Origin of the sequence: Wujia chipingensis (assembly GCF_014337155.1) — a bacterium.
Classification (GTDB): domain Bacteria; phylum Bacillota; class Clostridia; order Lachnospirales; family Lachnospiraceae; genus Coprococcus_C; species Coprococcus_C hominis.
The window spans coordinates 1,482,404-1,502,083 of record NZ_CP060632.1 but is presented as its reverse complement, the minus strand read 5'-3'; the positions used below and the strand labels follow the sequence as shown (position 1 = coordinate 1,502,083).

Annotated in this window: 17 protein-coding genes; 16 read left to right on the top strand and 1 reads right to left on the bottom strand. The window is 43.9% G+C overall.

Annotated elements, in window-relative coordinates; translation table 11 throughout:
• Positions 1–88: 88 nt before the first annotated feature.
• From H9Q76_RS06990 to H9Q76_RS06930, 13 genes are all read left to right on the top strand, one after another.
• On the top strand, positions 89–952 hold the full coding sequence (locus H9Q76_RS06990; protein ID WP_249320865.1) for a substrate-binding domain-containing protein: 864 nt from the start codon (positions 89–91) through the stop codon (positions 950–952).
• A gap of 43 nt (positions 953–995) precedes the next feature.
• Positions 996–1,847 carry a phosphate ABC transporter permease subunit PstC gene (gene pstC / locus H9Q76_RS06985; RefSeq protein WP_021985450.1) on the top strand — a complete coding sequence of 284 codons (852 nt, stop codon included), beginning with the start codon at positions 996–998 and terminating at the stop codon, positions 1,845–1,847.
• 35 nt (positions 1,848–1,882) lie between these two features.
• Positions 1,883–2,758, top strand: a complete 876-nt coding sequence (pstA, locus tag H9Q76_RS06980) for a phosphate ABC transporter permease PstA (protein WP_117780947.1) — start codon at positions 1,883–1,885, stop codon at positions 2,756–2,758.
• Positions 2,759–2,780: 22 nt separating this feature from the next.
• A complete protein-coding gene (gene pstB, locus H9Q76_RS06975; RefSeq protein ID WP_021985452.1) occupies positions 2,781–3,530 on the top strand; it encodes a phosphate ABC transporter ATP-binding protein PstB in 750 nt (249 codons plus the stop codon).
• 6 nt (positions 3,531–3,536) lie between these two features.
• Positions 3,537–4,175, top strand: coding sequence for a phosphate signaling complex protein PhoU (phoU, locus tag H9Q76_RS06970; protein ID WP_021985453.1), 639 nt, complete (start codon positions 3,537–3,539; stop codon positions 4,173–4,175).
• A 1-nt stretch (position 4,176) separates the two neighbouring features.
• Positions 4,177–4,857, top strand: coding sequence for a response regulator transcription factor (locus H9Q76_RS06965; protein ID WP_117780931.1), 681 nt, complete (start codon positions 4,177–4,179; stop codon positions 4,855–4,857).
• 1 nt (position 4,858) lies between these two features.
• Positions 4,859–6,514 carry a sensor histidine kinase gene (locus tag H9Q76_RS06960; RefSeq protein WP_249320864.1) on the top strand — a complete coding sequence of 552 codons (1,656 nt, stop codon included), beginning with the start codon at positions 4,859–4,861 and terminating at the stop codon, positions 6,512–6,514.
• A gap of 207 nt (positions 6,515–6,721) precedes the next feature.
• Positions 6,722–7,897, top strand: coding sequence for an L-aspartate oxidase (locus tag H9Q76_RS06955; RefSeq protein ID WP_249320863.1), 1,176 nt, complete (start codon positions 6,722–6,724; stop codon positions 7,895–7,897).
• A gap of 345 nt (positions 7,898–8,242) precedes the next feature.
• Complete coding sequence (gene nadC / locus H9Q76_RS06950; RefSeq protein ID WP_249320862.1) at positions 8,243–9,115, top strand: carboxylating nicotinate-nucleotide diphosphorylase; 873 nt, start codon at positions 8,243–8,245, stop codon at positions 9,113–9,115.
• A 41-nt stretch (positions 9,116–9,156) separates the two neighbouring features.
• Positions 9,157–9,717 (top strand): transcription repressor NadR, encoded by a 561-nt coding sequence (locus tag H9Q76_RS06945; protein WP_117780928.1) that lies wholly within the window; start codon positions 9,157–9,159, stop codon positions 9,715–9,717.
• Between the two features lie 401 nt (positions 9,718–10,118).
• Positions 10,119–11,330: an NADP-dependent isocitrate dehydrogenase gene (locus tag H9Q76_RS06940; protein ID WP_021985465.1), complete on the top strand. Its 1,212-nt coding sequence runs from the start codon at positions 10,119–10,121 to the stop codon at positions 11,328–11,330.
• Positions 11,330–14,464, top strand: a complete 3,135-nt coding sequence (locus tag H9Q76_RS06935) for a tetratricopeptide repeat protein (RefSeq protein WP_249320861.1) — start codon at positions 11,330–11,332, stop codon at positions 14,462–14,464. Before H9Q76_RS06940 ends, H9Q76_RS06935 begins: the two co-directional genes overlap by 1 nt.
• Positions 14,465–14,480: 16 nt before the next feature.
• Positions 14,481–16,175: a molecular chaperone HscC gene (locus H9Q76_RS06930; RefSeq protein ID WP_021985467.1), complete on the top strand. Its 1,695-nt coding sequence runs from the start codon at positions 14,481–14,483 to the stop codon at positions 16,173–16,175.
• 26 nt (positions 16,176–16,201) lie between these two features.
• On the opposite strand, the gene H9Q76_RS06925 is transcribed toward H9Q76_RS06930, so the two are convergent.
• Positions 16,202–17,269, bottom strand: coding sequence for a ribonuclease H-like domain-containing protein (locus H9Q76_RS06925; RefSeq protein ID WP_021985468.1), 1,068 nt, complete (start codon positions 17,267–17,269; stop codon positions 16,202–16,204).
• 146 nt (positions 17,270–17,415) lie between these two features.
• Between H9Q76_RS06925 and H9Q76_RS06920 the strand changes: the two genes are divergently transcribed.
• The 3 genes from H9Q76_RS06920 (at position 17,416) to ruvB (ending at position 19,665) form a co-directional block, all read left to right on the top strand.
• On the top strand, positions 17,416–17,991 hold the full coding sequence (locus tag H9Q76_RS06920; protein ID WP_021985469.1) for a DivIVA domain-containing protein: 576 nt from the start codon (positions 17,416–17,418) through the stop codon (positions 17,989–17,991).
• 63 nt (positions 17,992–18,054) lie between these two features.
• Positions 18,055–18,651: a Holliday junction branch migration protein RuvA gene (gene ruvA / locus H9Q76_RS06915; protein WP_021985470.1), complete on the top strand. Its 597-nt coding sequence runs from the start codon at positions 18,055–18,057 to the stop codon at positions 18,649–18,651.
• Between the two features lie 15 nt (positions 18,652–18,666).
• Positions 18,667–19,665 (top strand): Holliday junction branch migration DNA helicase RuvB, encoded by a 999-nt coding sequence (gene ruvB / locus H9Q76_RS06910; RefSeq protein WP_021985471.1) that lies wholly within the window; start codon positions 18,667–18,669, stop codon positions 19,663–19,665.
• The last annotated feature ends 15 nt before the right edge of the window (positions 19,666–19,680 follow it).

The window sequence follows — 19,680 nt, the reverse complement described above, 5'->3', positions numbered from 1 at the left end:
GATAACGCACTTTACTTACATTCTGTATATTCTCATTTGTAAGTTAAATCAAAAAGAAAATCTTTAAGAGAAAAAGGAGACAAAGAAAATGAGAAAGTTAAAGAAAGCAATCATTGGAGTTTTAGCATCAGCCATGCTTATGGGAGCAATGACAGGATGTGGTAAAGCAGCAAGTGATGATATCACCGTAATTTCCCGTGAGGATGGTTCCGGTACAAGAGGTGCATTCATCGAGCTGTTCGGTATCGAAGAGAAGGATGCAGACGGAAACAAAATCGATAAGACAATCACAACTGCAGATATCACAAACTCAACATCTGTTATGATGACAAGTGTTGCAGATGATACAGCAGCAATCGGTTACATATCACTTGGTTCTCTGGATGATTCTGTAAAGGCTGTTAAGATTGATGGCGCAGAGGCTTCTGCTGAGAACGTATCAAACGGAAGCTACAAGGTATCCCGTCCATTCAACATCGCAACAAAGGGTACACCAAACGAAGTAACACAGGATTTCATCAACTTCATCTTGAGCGAGGATGGACAGAAGGTTGTTGAAGATGCAGGATATATCAGCCAGGGCAATGCAGGTGCATTCAAGGCTGCAGGCGTAAAGGGTAAGATTAATATTGCAGGTTCATCTTCCGTAACACCGGTTATGGAGAAGCTCAAGGAAGCATATGTTGCAGTCAATCCGGATGTACAGATTGAAGTACAGCAGAGTGATTCTACAACAGGTATGACAAGTGCGGCAGAAGGTGTCTGCGATATCGGTATGGCATCCAGAGAGCTGAAGGACAGCGAGCTTAGTGCAGGTCTTACACCAACAGTGATCGCAATTGATGGTATCGCAGTTGTTGTAAATAAGAACAACGATGTCGATGGTCTTACAAGTGATCAGGTAAAGAGCATCTACACAGGTTCTATCACAAAGTGGTCAGAAGTAAAGTAATAGCTTGATAAAAACTTATCAGAAAGAAAATACGAGGCATACTATGACGAAAGTAAAAGAAAGAACAATGCATATCGTATTCCTGGTGGCTGCCTGTATGTCCATACTGGCAGTCGCCATGATATGTCTGTTCATGTTTGCCAATGGCGTACCAGCCATCCGGCAGATTGGATTTGTGAATTTTATATTTGGTAAAACCTGGATGCCGGGTGCAAATAAATTCGGCATCTTCCCTATGATCATCGGCAGTATCTATGTGACAGCAGGTGCAATCATCATCGGTGTTCCAATCGGACTTTTATGTGCCGTATTCATGGCAAAGTTCTGTCCACCGAAGCTTCATAAGATTATGAAACCGGCTGTGGATCTGCTTGCAGGTATTCCATCTATTGTATATGGATTCTTCGGTCTGGTTGTGATCACGCCGATGATCCGGAATACATTCGGCGGAAGCGGTAAAAACATTCTGACCGCCTGCATCCTGCTTGGAATCATGATTCTGCCAACCATCATCAGTGTATCGGAATCAGCAATCCGCGCGGTTCCGGAAAGCTATTACGAAGGAGCATTGGCACTCGGTGATACGCATGAGAGAAGTGTCTTCAAGGCAGTACTCCCTGCAGCAAAATCCGGAATCCTTGCAGCCATTATTCTTGGAATCGGGCGTGCGATCGGTGAGACAATGGCAGTCATCATGATTGCCGGAAACCATGCAGTTATGCCGGACAGCCTGTTGGCCGGTGTGCGGACACTTACATCGAATATTGTACTGGAACTTGGATATGCAACAGATTTGCACAGAGAAGCATTGATCGCAACCGGTGTGGTTCTGTTCGTATTCATCCTGATTATTAATCTGTTGTTCTCAGTTGTGAAAAAGAAAGGGGCGAAATAGGCATGAGTGAACAAGCTGTAGCAGCAAAGGCAGATATGGAAGCAATCAGGCCGATCAATGTCGTCACCTGGAAGGATAAGCTCGCTGCATACAAAAAACGGCCGCTTTCCATGTTTTTACTGATGGCAGTCACGGTATCTGCAGTCATTACGGTTGGTGTGCTTGGCGCACTTGTCATCTATATTCTGGCAAACGGTATCATGAATCTTTCTCCGGAGCTTTTTGCCTGGAAATATACAACCGAAAATGTATCGATGCTTCCTGCAATTATCAATACATTTCTTATGACAGCGCTTTCCCTGCTCATCGCAGTACCAATCGGTATCTGTTCTGCTATTTATTTGGTAGAATATGCCAAGCGCGGAAATAAACTTGTGAGTATTGTCAGAATCACAACCGAGACATTATCCGGTATCCCTTCCATTGTCTATGGTCTGTTCGGATATCTGATGTTTGTGATCGCATTTGGCTGGGGACTTTCATTCTTCGGTGGTGCGCTTACACTTTCCATTATGGTACTTCCAACCATTATGCGTACGACAGAAGAAGCGCTCTTAAGCGTACCGGATTCTTACCGGGAAGGAAGCTTCGGACTTGGAGCCGGCAGACTGCGGACGATATTTAAGGTTGTACTTCCATCTGCGGTACCCGGTATTTTATCCGGAGTTATCCTGGCAATCGGACGTATCGTCGGCGAGACGGCAGCTTTAATCTTTACATCCGGTACAACTGCCGAGATACCAAAGAGCTTATTTGATTCCGGATGTACACTGGCTGTTCATATGTATAAGCTGCTTTCGGAAGGACTCTACACAAAACAGGCATATGCAACCGCAGTTGTGCTGCTTGTAATGGTTGTCATAATCAATGCAGCATCCGGAAAGCTTGCCAAAAAACTGCAGGCAAAATAAGTACTGGAATTTGGAGGAAAAAATGGGTAATTTTAAAATAAAGGACATGGATTTATATTACAGTGATTTCCATGCGTTAAAAGATATCAACTTGGACATTCCATCGACCAAGATCACTGCATTCATCGGTCCATCCGGCTGTGGAAAATCCACACTCTTAAAAAGCCTGAATCGAATGAATGATCTGGTCGAGGGCTGTAAGATCACAGGTGAGGTAACACTCGATGGCGAAAATATATACAAAGGAATGGATGTCAATACATTGCGCAAGCGCGTCGGCATGGTGTTTCAGAAACCAAATCCGTTTCCGATGAGCATCTACGACAATATTGCATATGGACCGCGTACACACGGAATCCATAAAAAGGCGGAATTAGATGAAATTGTGGAACGTTCCTTAAAGCAGGCTGCTATCTGGGATGAAGTCAAAGACCGTCTGAAGAAAAGCGCGCTCGGTATGTCAGGTGGACAGCAGCAGCGTCTGTGCATTGCGCGTGCACTTGCAGTAGAACCGGATGTGCTTTTGATGGATGAGCCGACATCTGCCCTCGATCCGATTTCCACCTCAAAGATTGAGGATCTGGCAGTTGATCTGAAAGATAAATATACAATCATCATGGTAACACATAATATGCAGCAGGCTGCACGTATCTCAGATAATACAGCATTTTTCCTGCTCGGAGAAGTTGTGGAGTTTGACAATACAGAGAAACTGTTCGCAAATCCAAGTGACAAGCGGACAGAGGATTATATCACAGGAAGGTTTGGTTGATGAATTATGAGAAATGAATACGAGAAGCAATTAGAGAATCTGAATGTCGAACTAATCCGTATGGGTGCACTTTGCGAGAAGGTGATCGCGGGCACTACGAAGGCACTCTTTAGTGGCGATGCCAAATACACATCGAAATCCCATGCAGTCGAAGAAGAGATCGATAAAAGCGAGCATAATATCGAGCATATCTGTATGAGCCTGCTTTTAAAGCAGCAGCCGGTCGCATCGGATTTCCGTTTTGTATCAGCTGCATTAAAGCTTATATCTGATCTCGAACGGATCGGTGATCAATGTGCCGATATTGCGGATATGATCCGTTTCACAACTTCTTATGACTTAAAGGATTTTAAAGACCTTGAAGAAATGTCAGGTGCTGCGAAAGATATGCTGTCAAATGCTGTGGAGGCATATGTCAAAAAAGACAAGGATCTGGCAATCACTGTAATCCAGGCGGATGATAAAGTCGATGCATTATTTGATTCGGTAAAGAAACGTCTCATTAAAGAGATCGGAAAAAAAGCAGAAGATGGCGAATTTTATATAGACATTATCATGATTGCAAAGTATTATGAAAGAATAGGAGACCATGCAACGAATGTTGCGGAATGGGTTTATTATTCAATCACAGGAGAGCATATATAAAATGATTTATGTTTTAGAAGATGACAATAGCATACGTGAATTTGTAGTTTACACATTATGTCACATGGATTTGGAAGCAAAAGGCTTTGAACGTCCATCGGAATTCTGGGCAGGGATGGAAGAAACACTTCCGTCCCTGATTCTGCTTGATATCATGCTGCCGGAGGAGGATGGACTATCTGTCTTGAAAAAGCTCCGGGAACATGCTGATACCAAAGAGGTTCCGGTCATTATGTTAACTGCAAAGGATAGTGAATACGACAAAGTACTGGGGCTTGACAGCGGAGCGGATGATTACGTACCGAAGCCGTTTGGCATTATGGAGTTAGTTGCGAGAATCAAAGCTTTGCTTCGCCGGACAGAAAACCGTGCAGATACGACCGATGACGGTGAGAAGCTTATTGCCGGAAGCATAGCCTTAGATACCAAGCGCCACATTGTTTTAGTGGATGGAGAGCGCATCAATCTTACATTGAAAGAGTTTGAACTTCTGCATCTGTTTATGGAAAACCAGGGACAGGTGTTTACACGTGACCAGCTGCTAAACCGCATCTGGGGATATGAATTCGATGGGGAAAGCCGTACGGTTGATGTCCATATACGAAGCCTCCGGATGAAATTAAAGGAAGCCGGGAATATGATTGAAACGGTCCGCGGTGTCGGCTACAAGATCGGAGATTAAAATGAAAAAGAAGATATTCAAGAATACAATTTTAATCATCTTGCTTTTGGTCGTTCTATGTGGCGTATCCATCATCGGTGTTTTATACAGCTATTTCAACAAACAATACGTTTCCTCCCTGAATCAGGCGGCAGGCTATATTGCGGAGGGGGTGAACCTATCCGGGCTGGATTTTCTCACCGATTTGAATGAGAATGAAAAGCGTATCACATGGGTTGCGGCGGACGGAACAGTTCTTTATGACAACAAAGCCGACCCCCATACGATGGAAAATCACAAAAATCGTACAGAAATCAAACAGGCAATGACGTCTTCGGCAGGCACAAGTGTAAGATATTCGAAGACACTTTCCGAGGAGACAATCTATCATGCCATCCGTATTGCGGACGGAAGTGTAGTCCGTGTCTCCGTAGTCCGTAAATCGGTGCCGGCACTTTTGATGAAGGTGCTGCTTCCGATTATTCTCGTATTACTGCTCGGTGTTGAATTCTCCGCGATTCTTGCCTACCGCTTATCGAAACAGATTACAACACCGTTAGAAGCGATTGACTTAGATCATCCGGATGAATCGACGGTTTATGACGAGCTGTCACCGTTTATCCGTAAAATCCGCATCCAGAACGAGCAGATTCAAAAGGCGATGACACAGCTGCAGGCACAGAAAAATGAGTTTGCACTGATTACGGAAAACATGCAGGAAGGTTTTCTTGTTGTGGATAAAAAGGAAATTGTTCTCTCACACAACCGGAGTATCTCAACCTTATTTGATGTGGATGAATCGGTAGATGGAAAACATGTGTTAGAGATTAACCGGTCGGAAGAGTTTATCGACTGTATCAAGAAGGCGATCCAGGGAATCCACAGCGAGTATATCTGCCCGGTTAAGGGACGTTTTTATAATATCTATGCGAATCCGGTATTCCGGAATAACGAGGTTGCCGGCGCGGTCGTTATCATCACGGATGTCACAGAGAAGGAAGAACGCGAGAATTTGAGACGGGAATTCTCGGCGAACGTATCGCACGAATTAAAGACACCGCTAACTTCCATATCCGGTATTGCAGAAATTATTAAAAATGGAATTGTTGACGAGAAGGATGTCAAAACATTTGCAGGTAAGATCTATGACGAAGCACGTCGGCTGATCCATCTGGTAGAAGATATCATTAAGCTGTCTCAGCTTGATGAGGGAGAGCAGGCAGTAGAAAAGACTCCGATTGATATATATGACCTATCAAGAATCGAAATCCATCATTTGGAGCCGGTAGCAGAGGAACGGCATATCAAAATCAATCTGCAGGGTGAACATATGATGATATCCGGCATACACTCTGTGTTAGAAGAAATGGTATACAATCTGATTGAAAATGCCATTAAATATAACAAAGAGGATGGAACCATAGATGTCATGATCAAAAAGAAAAAACATCGTTGTGAGTTTTGTGTCAAAGATTCCGGCATCGGAATTCCGGCAGACCAGCTTGACCGGATATTCGAACGCTTTTACCGGGTTGATAAGAGCCATTCCAAGGAAATAGGCGGCACGGGACTTGGACTTTCTATTGTAAAGCATGGCGCAAAGCTGCACAATGCGGAGATTAAGATTGAGAGTGCATTAAATGTCGGTACGGAAATAAATTTAATCTTTCCGATATAGGTGTCTTGTCACCTGTCAAAACATGTGCTATACTGCATGTACATTCGGAGCAAAAACGCAGGCGGAATGTCTGCGTTTTTGTTATGGCGACGAGGAAAATGCACGCATTTATGTGGTGCATTTGACGACCGCTAATCAGAGCACGATGCGCAGAGCACATCGTGTCTTTGTATTATGTACAGGTATAAATTCAAAGGAGACAGGAAGATGCGAGAATTACATTACGATGTTGTGATCGTCGGCTGCGGTGTCGGTGGATTATATACAGCATTGAATTTACCGGAAGATAAACAGATTTTGATGCTCTCAAAAGCAGAGCTTGAAACCTGTGATTCGATGCTGGCACAGGGCGGTATCTGCGTGCTGCGGGACGAGGATGACTATGATTCGTATTTTGAGGATACGATGCGTGCCGGTCATTATGAAAACCGCAAGGAAAGTGTCGACATCATGATCCGTGGCAGCCGGGATGTCATCAATGATCTGATCGGATATGGTGTGGAATTTGAGAGAAACGCAGACGGAAGTCTTGCTTATACAAAGGAAGGAGCACATTCTAAGCCGCGCATCTGCTTCCATGAGGATATAACCGGGGAAGAGATTACGACCCGTCTATTATCTGCTGTGAAGCAGTTGAACAATGTTACCATTTTTGAACATACAACCATGACCGATATTATAGAAGATATTAATCATGCCTGTGTGGGTATACTTGCAAAATGTGCGGATGGTGAAGAATTAGAGATCTATGCGGAAAACACAGTATTTGCAACAGGTGGAATCGGCGGACAATACAAGCATTCCACGAACTATCCGATCCTGACCGGCGATGGCTGTGAGATTGCGCGAAAACACGGCGTAGAATTAGAGCATATGGACTATGTACAGATTCATCCAACCTGCTTTTACACGGAGAATCCGGGCAGAAGTTTCCTGATTTCAGAGTCGGCAAGAGGTGAGGGTGCAATTATCTTGAATCACAAGAAAGAGCGTTTCGTCGATGAATTGCAGCCGCGAGATGTTGTTACGAAAGCGATTCAGGCAGAGATGGAAAAAGAGGGCGTGAAATACGAGTTCTTATCCTTTGAGAATGTTCCACGCGAGACAATCCTGAACCATTTCCCTCATATCTATGAGCATTGCATGAAGTATGGCTTTGATATTCTGATGATGCCGATTCCGATCGTTCCAGCACAGCATTACTTCATGGGCGGTATCCACGTAGACAAGTATTCGCTTACAACGATGCCACATCTGTATGCTGTCGGCGAGACAAGCTGCAACGGGGTGCACGGGAAGAACCGCTTAGCCAGCAACAGTTTGCTTGAAAGTTTAGTGTTCGCCAAGCGTGCGGCAAAGCACATGATTGGTGAGCTTGTGTAAAGTTTATAGATCATTGTGCATGATTATTCCATTACGTAGATACATATATTTTATTTTTGAATATGTTCGCATATACAATATGTTTGGAACTTAGAAATTCTTGATGTTCTGTACTATATCAGCAATGATTGAACACGATGTTCAATCAAGCCGCCACTGAGCCATGGATGGCGAATTGGCGGCGGTTGCGTACAGGGTCATAATTTATATCAGAACATCTTAGAATTTCTTAGTTTCAATACATCGTATATGGAACAATTCAAAATAAAATATATGTACTACCAATACCAAAAATCATGTACAATGATCGTGTACATTTAATAAAAAAGGAGATTAGACAGACAAATGAATGAGATTACAATGCAGTTAGTTGCAGATAAGTATATTAAGATGGCTTTGGAGGAGGATATCAACAGTGAAGATATCAGCACGAACGCCGTGATGCCGGAGTATAAGAAGGGCGAGGTTACATTGCTTGCGAAGCAGGACGGAATCATTGCCGGATTGCAGGTATTTAAGCGTGTATTTACGATGTTAGATCCGAATACCGAAGTGATCTTTGCAGAGCAGGATGGAAAGCAGATCAAGGATGGCGATGCCGTGACAAACGGACAGGTGCTTGCAACTGTGGTCGGTGATATCCGTGTGCTGTTGTCCGGTGAGCGTACAGCGCTGAATTACCTGCAGCGCATGAGCGGTATTGCAACCTATACGAACAATGTTGCAGCACTTTTAAAAGGGACAAATACCAAATTGCTTGACACAAGAAAGACAACACCTTGCATGCGTATCTTCGAGAAATATGCGGTTCGTGCCGGCGGCGGAAATAATCACAGATACAATCTGTCGGACGCTGTTATGTTGAAGGATAATCACATTGACGCCGCAGGCGGTGTGGCAAAGGCAGTTCAGATGGCAAGAGATTATGCATCATTTGTCTGCAAAATCGAGGTAGAGACAGAGAATCTGGATATGGTCAGAGAAGCAGTGGAAGCAGGTGCCGATATCATCATGTTTGATAATATGTCCCCGGAGCTGATGGCAGAAGCAATTAAGATCATCGATGGACGTGCCAAGACGGAGTGTTCCGGAAATATCACAAAAGAAAATATCGAGACGATCACAAAGCTTGGTGTCGATTATGTATCGAGTGGGGCGCTGACACATTCCGCTCCAATCTTAGATATCAGTCTGAAACATCTGCATCCAATTGACTAATTATGCTGCAACAATCTATTTCAATCAAGGAGGAAACGCAGATGGAGCAGACAATTTTATCCGGAGATGAACGCAGAGAGAAGCTTCTTGCGTTGTTACTGCGATCTGATGAACCGTTGTCGGGTGGAAAAATCGGGGACATCTATCATGTCAGCCGTCAGGTTGTCGTACAGGATATCGCATTGCTCCGTTCAAAAGGGCATTCAATCGTATCGACGCCACGTGGCTATATGTATGAAAAAGATGCTGGCAACCAAAATTGCAGGCGGATTGTAAAGGTCTGTCACACCGATGATCAGGCAGAAGAAGAATTAAGCACAATCGTTGATTTCGGTGGAATCGTCTTAGATGTTATGGTAAACCACCGCACCTACGGCAAGGTCACAGCACCATTAAATATCAAGAGCCGCCGCGATATCCGTAAGTTCGTGGAAGATCTGAAACAAAGCAAATCGTCCCTTTTATCGAACACAACCTCCGGCTATCATTTTCACACGATTGAAGCCGAGAGCGAAGATATCCTCGATGAAATCGAAGAAGCCCTGAAGGAAAAACACTTCCTCGTCGACTTCCTCGACTACGAAACCACATTCAAACAATAACCCCAAGGTCAAATTTTTGAGGTAATTAACACAGATATTGTACACAAATAAACAATAAAATAAATCAATCCAACGATTATTGTAAAAAGTGATATTTTCAAATAACTGTCAATATGTTACAATAACAATCGTGTATAATTTATAAAATAACGTAAATAGCGAATTGTATCCATTCAATCAAATTGTATATTGTGTTGTCTGTAATTATTAATTTGTTTGCAGACCATTGGAACACGCTGGTACTTAATAAGCGGCAACTTGTTGGCGCGAATTTAGTACCACTGCGTGTGGAAGTGAGCGAGAGCGTGTCTGCAGGCAATTATATAATTACAGACAACACTTAGATAACGTGCAGGATACAATTCGCAAACCACGCAATTAAAATCAGGAGGATAATTACAATGGCAAAAATTCAGATGAAGACTCCACTGGTAGAGATGGACGGAGATGAGATGACACGAATCCTTTGGAAGATTATCAAGGATGAATTGATCTACCCATTTATCGACTTAAAGTCCGAGTATTACGACCTTGGTCTGGAGTACAGAAACGAGACAAACGATAAGGTTACTTTTGATTCTGCATACGCAACACAGAAGTACGGTGTTGCAGTCAAGTGTGCAACAATCACACCAAACGCTGCACGTATGACAGAGTACAACCTGAAGGAAATGTGGAAGAGTCCAAACGGAACGATCCGTGCAATCTTAGACGGAACCGTATTCCGTGCACCAATCGTTGTCAAGGGAATTGAGCCATGTGTAAAGAACTGGAAGAAGCCTATTACAATCGCAAGACATGCCTATGGCGATGTGTATAAGAGCGTAGAGATCGATGTACCGGGTGCTGGTACAGCAGAGCTTGTATTTACAGGCGAGGACGGACAGGTAATCAAGGAGACCATCCACAAGTTTGATGGTCCGGGTGTGATTCAGGGACAGCATAACATCGACAAATCCATCGAGAGCTTTGCAAGAAGCTGCTTTAACTATGCGCTTGATACAAAGCAGACATTGTGGTTTGCAACAAAGGATACAATCTCCAAGAAATACGACCATACATTTAAGGATATCTTTCAGGAGATCTTCGATAACGAATACAAAGAGAAGTTTGACGCCGCAGGCATCGAATATTTCTATACTCTGATTGATGATGCAGTTGCCCGTGTTATGAAGTCTGAGGGTGGATTCATCTGGGCTTGCAAGAACTACGACGGCGATGTTATGAGTGATATGATCTCATCTGCATTTGGTTCTCTTGCCATGATGACATCAGTACTTGTTTCTCCAGATGGAAAATACGAGTACGAGGCAGCACACGGAACTGTTCAGAGACATTACTACAAGCACTTAAAGGGTGAGGAGACATCAACAAACTCTGTTGCAACGATCTTCGCATGGACTGGTGCTTTGAGAAAGCGTGGCGAGCTTGACAATATTCCAGAACTGATGGAATTTGCAGACAAGCTTGAGCAGGCAACGATCAAGACGATCGAAGACGGCAAGATGACAAAGGATCTTGCACTTATTACAACGATGAAGGATGTCACTGTATTAAACAGCGAGAACTTCATCAAAGCAATCCGCGAAACACTTGAGGGAATGTTAGCTTAATGAATATATGGGATGTTCTGAAAATTGAACAGACGAAGGATAAAGACGCATTGAAGAAAGCCTATCGAATGCGTCTTTCTTCTGTCAATCCGGAAGATGATCCGGAAGGGTTTATGGAGCTTCGGAAAGCCTATGAGGAGGCGGTGCACCTTGCCGATCAGACGGAGGAGGAATTCGACGTTGCCATTCAAGATACACCGGAACAGCAAATGCTTGCTTCATTAGAGGCTCTCTATGATGATTATGCCCGTCGTATCAATCCAGACGAATGGCTTGCACTCTTTAATTCCGATTATTTTGTATCGCTCGACACAAGTGAGGATGCATTGTATGGACTGTTGCGGTTCCTGATGAATCATGTGCTGGTTCCGAAAAAGGTATGGAAATGCATCGTCGGATATTTTGATCTTGAAGGGCGCAGAAGCGAGCTTACAGAACAGTTCCCGGAAAATTACCTGGACTATATCACGAACAATGCGACCTATGAGGATATCATCAATTATGAGGCGTTTGAGCATGCAGAGATCATAACCTCCGCAACGATCGATGCCTATATCCGTGATTACATTGAATTAGATCGCATGGTTCGCAGTCAGGAGCTAAAAGATGCCGGAGAAAAAATCCGGCAGATGAAGGAAAAATATTATATTTCCAATGTATATATACATCTGGAAGAGATGCGTATCCGTCTGCAGACCTGCCGGTTGGAGTTTTCAGAATATATTCAGACATCCATGACGGAAGAAGAACGGAAAACACAAGATCTGGATGCATTATACGCCGAGCGGTATGCTTCCGCATTAGCAGCGATCCGCGAGGAAGCGGAAGGACTGTCTGCAAAGTATCCAGATGATATCACTCTGCTTCATTTTTGTGGAGATGTCTGTATCCTGAACAATGATCTGGAACAGGCAGAACAGTATTTCAACCGATCCAAGGAATTGGACCCACAGAATTATCTTATGCGCGCCAAACAGGCAGAACTTGCATTCCGCAAGGGAGATTATAAAGCTGCCAGAGATGGCTATATGGATCTGCTCAAGGAAAATCATTATGATGATTCTGTCCGCATTGGTATGGTGCGTGCCAATCAGATGATGATACAGGAAAATCTGGACAAGTTAAAGAAAAATCCAGATGATATACAGGCAAAGATGGACGTTGGCTGGAGCTATTACCAAAGCTATCAGTTTCAGGAAGCAATCGCCTTTCTGACTAAATTCCAGCCAGAAGGAGATCGGAAATTTGAATACTATAATGTTCTTGGACGTTGTTATCTGGGCGTTCGTGATTATGCGCATGCCAGACAATGTTTTCTTGTCTGGAAGAATCTGATTGAGCAGCTCCCAGAGGAAGATACAAGTGCAGAAACAGAGAAAAAACGCGTCCGGTATCCGTATGTGAATTTCCTGATTGCCGATTGTTATATGAAGACAGAGGATTACGAGAATGCCAGACGTCATCTGGATATCGCATTATCCAAAGATCATGAGGAAATCATCCTTTCATATGAGGCGGATTGTGAACTAAAGTTCCTGACCGGCCAATATACGGATTGTCTACGTGCCTGTGAACACCTGTTAGAACGGGATCCGCACGACTACGTGGCATATCTGTTTAAAGCAAAAGCCTGCAAGGCGATGAATTATATTCAGGAAGCTTATAATGCCTGCGAACAGGCAATCAATCTGTATCCGTATCTGTCTCAGCCTTATGCGTTAGAGGCAAGCTTATTTATCCGCGCACATCAATACGAACAGGCGCAGGATACGATCAAACGTTTTGATGCATTTGAAAATGAAAGTGACAGCATTGATTACTACCGGGCACGGCTTTCCATGTTAGATAACAAGATTGATCCGGCAATCCGGCAGCTCGTAGCAATTGTCAGTCGTTCAGATGGTAAGACAACCGATATGGAGCATTTTGAGGATGTCCATATGCTGTTAGCGCTTTGTTACCGCTACAAGGGCATGTATGATAAAGCGCTTGAACAGTTCGAGCAGGTAAAGAAACAAAACACACAATATCCATTGATTGATATGTATATCGGTTCTTCCTATGCGAAACTTGGGAAAATCGAACAGGCATTGGAGGCATTTGGTACACAGCTTGCAATACAGGCAACCGCGCAGGTTTACAATGAGCGGGCGATCGTATACAGTCTGATGGGCGAATACAAAAAGGCTGTTCGCGATTATCAGGCTGCATTACAGTTAGAACCAGATAATTATTTTGCGTATCTGCGGATTGGGATGATACAGGAGCTGCACAAAAGCTATAAAGTGGCTGCCGATGCATACCGAAAAGCATATGAAGTTTCTGAAACAGACACCGAACAGCACAAAGAGAGCTTGCAGAGTTTAGCACGTGTCTACCAGTGCATGAACTGGTTTCCTGAAAGTCAGCAGCTCTATATCGATTATAAAAAGCAATATGAGTGGAATGCAGATATCGCCTACGATTATGCCGTCCTGCTTGTTCGGATGGATGCGGCAAAGGATGCCATTGCCGAGTTGCTTCCTTTTGTGGATGATTCTGCCTGTGCAAGAAAATTGCTTGATATCTACGGAGATGCCGGCTTCATTGATCTGGCGCATGAGACATTTGAATATATCATAAGCAAAGATCCGGAGAATCACCGGGTGTATGGTGCAATGGGAGATATCTTCCGTGACCATGCCATGTATGCGGACGCAAAGCCGTTATATGAGCGGGCGATTGCGCTTGACACAAACAAGGAAGCCAATTATTATAGTGAATGGCTGGAATGTATGATCCAGCTAAAAGAACTGCGAAGCTTCAAGAAGAACAGTGCGATAGCAAATGCGGCTGCCGCTTATCCAAAGGATCAGATACAAACGCCGCCACAGTATATCAAGATGGCACGTTTTGCACGACTTTCCAGGAACTACAAAGAATGTAAAGACTGGTTAGAACAGGGTCTGCATGCCCGTCGTTGTCGCGGCTGTTTCTATGGTGTCTGTCACCGGATTTTATATGAGAAAGCGTTGCTGTATGAGAAGCAGCGCAATTATGCGATGGCACGCAGTATGTACGAAGAAGCAATCCGTGTCTGTGGACAAAATGCTTTCTATGAGGCATGTCTGAAGCGGATTGAAGATAAAAAATAAGAAATTAGGATTAGAAATGATAGTAGGAATTGATTTAGGAACGACAAACAGTTTAATTGCATATTTTGATGGCGACCATGCAAAGGTCATTCCGAACCGTCTGGGAGAAAATCTGACTCCTTCGGTTGTAAGCGTGGATGAGGAAGGAATTGTCTATGTCGGCAAGACTGCGAAGGAGCGGAAGATGCTGTACCCAGATCAGACCGCGGATGTGTTCAAGCGGAACATGGGCAGCTCGAAGGTGTTTACCCTTGGAACCCGCAAGTTCTCTGCGGAAGAGCTTTCCAGCCTTGTCTTAAAATCTCTGAAAGAAGATGCAGAGCATTATCTTGGCTGCACGATTGAGGAGGCAGTCATCAGCGTACCGGCATATTTTAACGATGCACAGCGAAAAGCAACAAAGAAAGCAGGAGAACTTGCCGGATTTGTGGTAGAACGTATCGTCAGTGAACCAACAGCCGCAGCAATCGCTTATGGTTTGGATAAGAAAAATGCAGACACGAAATTCCTCGTATTTGATTTGGGTGGTGGTACATTTGATGTATCAATCCTAGAGCTTTATCAGAATATTATGGAAGTGCGCGCAGTTGCCGGAGATAATTTCCTTGGCGGAGAAGATTTTACGACAGTATTGGAACAGATGTTTCTCCGGGAACACGAGATTGACGAAGATACTCTTGATCAGAAAACCCGTGCACATATTCACAAGCAGGCAGAGATTTGCAAGCTTGGATTTGCAGATGCAAAAACATCAGTTATGAAATGTAATATCAACGGAGAAGTCGTAGAGAGCGAAATTGATATTGACGATTATGAAAAATCCTGTCAGGTATTGCTTGGACGTATTCGTAAGCCAATCGAGCGAAGCCTGAAGGATGCAAATATCAAGCTCAAAGATATTGAGGAAGTAATTCTGGTTGGTGGTTCGACAAAGCTTTCCATCGTACGCCGGTTTGTGAGCCGCCTGTTTGGACGTCTGCCGAATACAAGTATCAATCCGGACGAGGTGGTTGCTGTGGGCGCGGCGACACAGGCTGCTATGAAAGAACGGAATGAAGCAGTGAAAGAGATTATTTTGACGGATGTCTGTCCATTTACACTTGGAACGGAGGTTGTATCCCGCAGATCCGGAGGTGTGTTTGAGGCTGGACATTATCTGCCATTGATTGAACGAAACTCCGTGATTCCGGTCAGTCATACGGAACGTCTCTATACCGTCAGTGACCGGCAGACACGAATCAAGGTCGATATCCTGCAGGGCGAGAGCCGTCTGGCAGCAAATAACGTCTACCTTGGCAGCATTGAAGTTATGGTTCCACCGGCACCTGCCGGCGAAGAATGCGTCGATGTCACATACACCTATGATGTTAACTCTATCTTAGAGGTGATTGTAAAGGTAATTTCTACAAATGTGGAAAAACGACTTGTGATTAAGAACGAGGAAACCGATCTGACCGATGAAGAAATCGATGCCAGATTCGAGGAGCTTTCTTCCCTGAAGATTCATCCACGGGAACAGGAGGCAAACAAATTATTGCTGCTTCGTGCGGATCGCATGTATGAGGAATCCATCGGAGATACCCGTAAGATTCTCGAACATGAGATTAACCAGTTTGAAGATGTATTAAATAAACAGAATCCATCGGAAATCAGCAGTGCAAGAGAAGCTTTCAAGGAATTCCTTGACAATATGGAAGAAGATTTATTCTAAATATATTAAAGAAAAGGGCTGACGCTTTAAGAGAGCGCCAGCCTTATTATATGTCGTGCATATGCGTGCAAAAGATCTAAGTCCTGCAGGAACGAATCCGTCAGTTCAATAAAAGATTCTTTGTCTTCATAATCCCGTTTGTAGCCAGATAAAATTCCATCATCAATCTGGGAGATGAAATATCCTTTTTTACGCAGATAACAGGTTTCCTTCTTCGCCGGTTCCCGGTAGTTTTTATCCACATAGCTTGCCACACTTTTGTGAACCGCCATATCCTCTGCCGGAAGATAGTAGTAATCCCTGTAATTATCAAAGAAGAACTTCAATTCCTCTGTATAGATCGGGGCATTAATCGTTGCTTCCTTCTGGAATCCAGTGATGATGATATCATTCAATCCGATCGTCAATCGTTTTGGAAGCTGGTATTCCAGCTCCAAAGAGAAAAGTAACCGGTTCTGCCGCACAGACATCTTGCGGACGAGCAGACAGCCAGCTTTGAATTTACAGTAAGCAAGCATGCTTGTGCAGTCCAGAAGTCCTTCGAGATCCTCGTAATTGTGCTGTAACAACAACTGCTTGTTTGTCTTTACCGGAAGCTTTACATATTCCTGATAGACCTTAATCAGATCACCGCCGGAATATTTATCTAACCGATGGATACCAAGAAACCGTTCCACGCTTTTCTGTTTCATATTTTCCATGTGCAGCACATCTTTTAAAAAACGGATCTGCTTATAAATATCAATGCTTTCCATATGGGCGAGTGTATTTTCCATCCCATAAGCCTTTGCCTTTTTTGTGATATACGGAATATCAAATCCATCTCCATTATAGGTAATCACATATTTATAATTCATCGCAAAGGAAAGAAACTGCTCTAAAATATCCGCTTCGGATCTGCCATCCTGATTAAACCACTGGCATATATTCCACTGACGGTTTTTATAGTAAGCACAGCCGATCAGATATAAGGCAGTATGTTCGGCTGTAAATCCGGTCGTTTCAATATCAAAAACAAGCAGATCTTCCGATGTATAAAACTGTTCCAATGTCTGAAATTTACTGCGATGAGCCTCATTTACAACTTTTTCCATAGGTGCCTCCTTTCCGATATCGTCCGATAAATTCGTCTAAATTGGTTTAAATTATAGCATAAATACCATAGAAGTAAAGAAATGCTTGTAATTTTTGGTCAATATGTTATAATTTTAGCTAAAGTATGATGTACGGAGGAGATAGAATGTTACGACCAGACGATATTAGATCAACAGCTTTTAAAAAGGGCTTATTCGGTTACAAAGCCGCAGATGTTGACAGCTTTAAAGACACTGTATTCAGAGCGTACAGCGACCTTTCCAAAGATTATGAGGAAACAAAGGACAAATTTGATAAACTCACAAAGGCAATGGAAGATACCAGACTGAAATTATTTGAACTGGAGAACAAGCTGCAGCAGGCAGAAAATGTATCAACTGATGCCGGAGAAAGTGTAGAGGCAAAGAAGCGTGCAGACCAGATCATCAAGAATGCTGAAGCAACTGCCGCTGATATTATTGCAAAGGCAAAGGCTCAGAGCGAGAAGCTTGAGAGCTCCGCAAAGCCAAAGGCAGAAGCACCAAAGGTTGAGCCAGAACCAGCGAAAGAGTCTGCATCATCCAAGTTCTTCAAGAAAGCAGACGAGGATGTACATACCGCTGCAACAAGCAACGATGATGACGATGAGATCTTTGTTGGGGAAATCGAAGATGCAAGAAAACCAGATCGCATGATGATCGGAGATGGCGAAGAAGAGGACGAAGGCTTCGAATTCTTATAAGATTAAGCCAGATCGGAGTTGTCGTAACAACGACAACTCCTTATTTTTTGACAGGAGAACATTATGTTTGCATATATCAAAGGAACGGTAACCGAGATTGGAACCGATGAGATCATCGTAGAAACCGGTGGAATCGGATTTTCTGTATTTACATCCTCACAGGATTCTGCCAGATTGACAAAAAATCAACAGGCAACGATCTACACCCATTTAAATGTGCGGGAAGATGATATGAGTCTGTTTGGATTTCTGACCAAAGAGGAACGGTCTGTGTTCCGTATGCTGATCAATATCAGCGGAGTGGGACCGAAAAGTGCGCTTTCTATCCTGTCATGCCTGTCGGTCGATGAACTGCGCATGGCTGTGTTATCGGATGATTATAAGGCGATTGCGAAAGCAAACGGAATCGGTCCGAAAACAGCCCAGCGATTAGTTATTGAATTACGTGACAAATTTCATCTGGAAGATGTACTGGGAGAATACGATGAGGCTTCTCCAGCAACATCTGCACCGGAGGATATTGTATCCGAGACAGCGATGGCATTGAGCAGTCTTGGCTATTCCAACGTGGAAGCTTTGCGCGCAATCAAGAAGGTTCCGGACAGCGAATCCATGACCGTAGAACAATTATTAAAGGCTGCATTAAAGCATATTATTTAGACATTGGAGAAAAAGATGGAACGAATCATTCAAGCGGATATTATTCCGGAAGATGATAAAATCGAACAGGGACTGCGACCAAGTCATCTGTCTGAGTATATCGGACAGGAGAAGGCAAAGAAGAATCTTCGTGTCTTCATCGAAGCTGCAAAAAAACGTGGCGAGCCGCTCGATCATGTGCTGTTGTATGGCCCTCCGGGACTCGGTAAAACGACACTGGCATCGATTGTAGCGACTGAGATGGGAGTCAATCTGAAGATCACATCCGGTCCGGCGATTGATAAACCGGGCGATCTGGCTGCAATCTTAAACAATCTGTCCGAAAATGATGTTTTATTTATTGACGAGATTCACCGGCTAAATAAGCAGGTGGAAGAGGTATTGTACCCAGCGATGGAAGATTTTGCAATTGATATTGTGATCGGCAAAGGTGCTGGTGCCCGTTCAATCCGCCTGGATCTTCCAAAATTCACACTGGTTGGTGCAACCACACGCGCTGGAATGCTGACCGCTCCGCTACGTGACCGGTTCGGCGTTGTCAATCGGCTGGAATTCTACAATGTAACCGAGCTGATGCAGATCATTCTCCGGTCTGCGGCCGTGCTTGGTGTCAGCATTGACGACGAGGGGGCGTTGGAGATTGCCAAGCGTTCCCGTGGTACGCCGCGGCTTGCCAACCGTCTGTTGAAGCGGGTACGTGATTTTGCGCAGGTAGAAGGTGACGGTGCGATTGATTACGATGTTGCAAAAACCGCGCTGGATCGTCTGGAGGTAGACTCTATGGGACTGGATAATACCGACCGCAATATCTTAGAGACGATGATCCACAAATTTGGTGGTGGACCGGTTGGTCTGGATACCTTAGCAGCAGCCATCGGTGAAGATTCCGGCACACTGGAAGAGGTATATGAACCATATTTAATAAAAAATGGCTTTATAAATCGGACTCCGCGTGGTAGAATTGTTACGGAACATTGCTACAGACATTTTGGATTGGAAAATCTGATAGAATAACAAAGGAGATTTTGT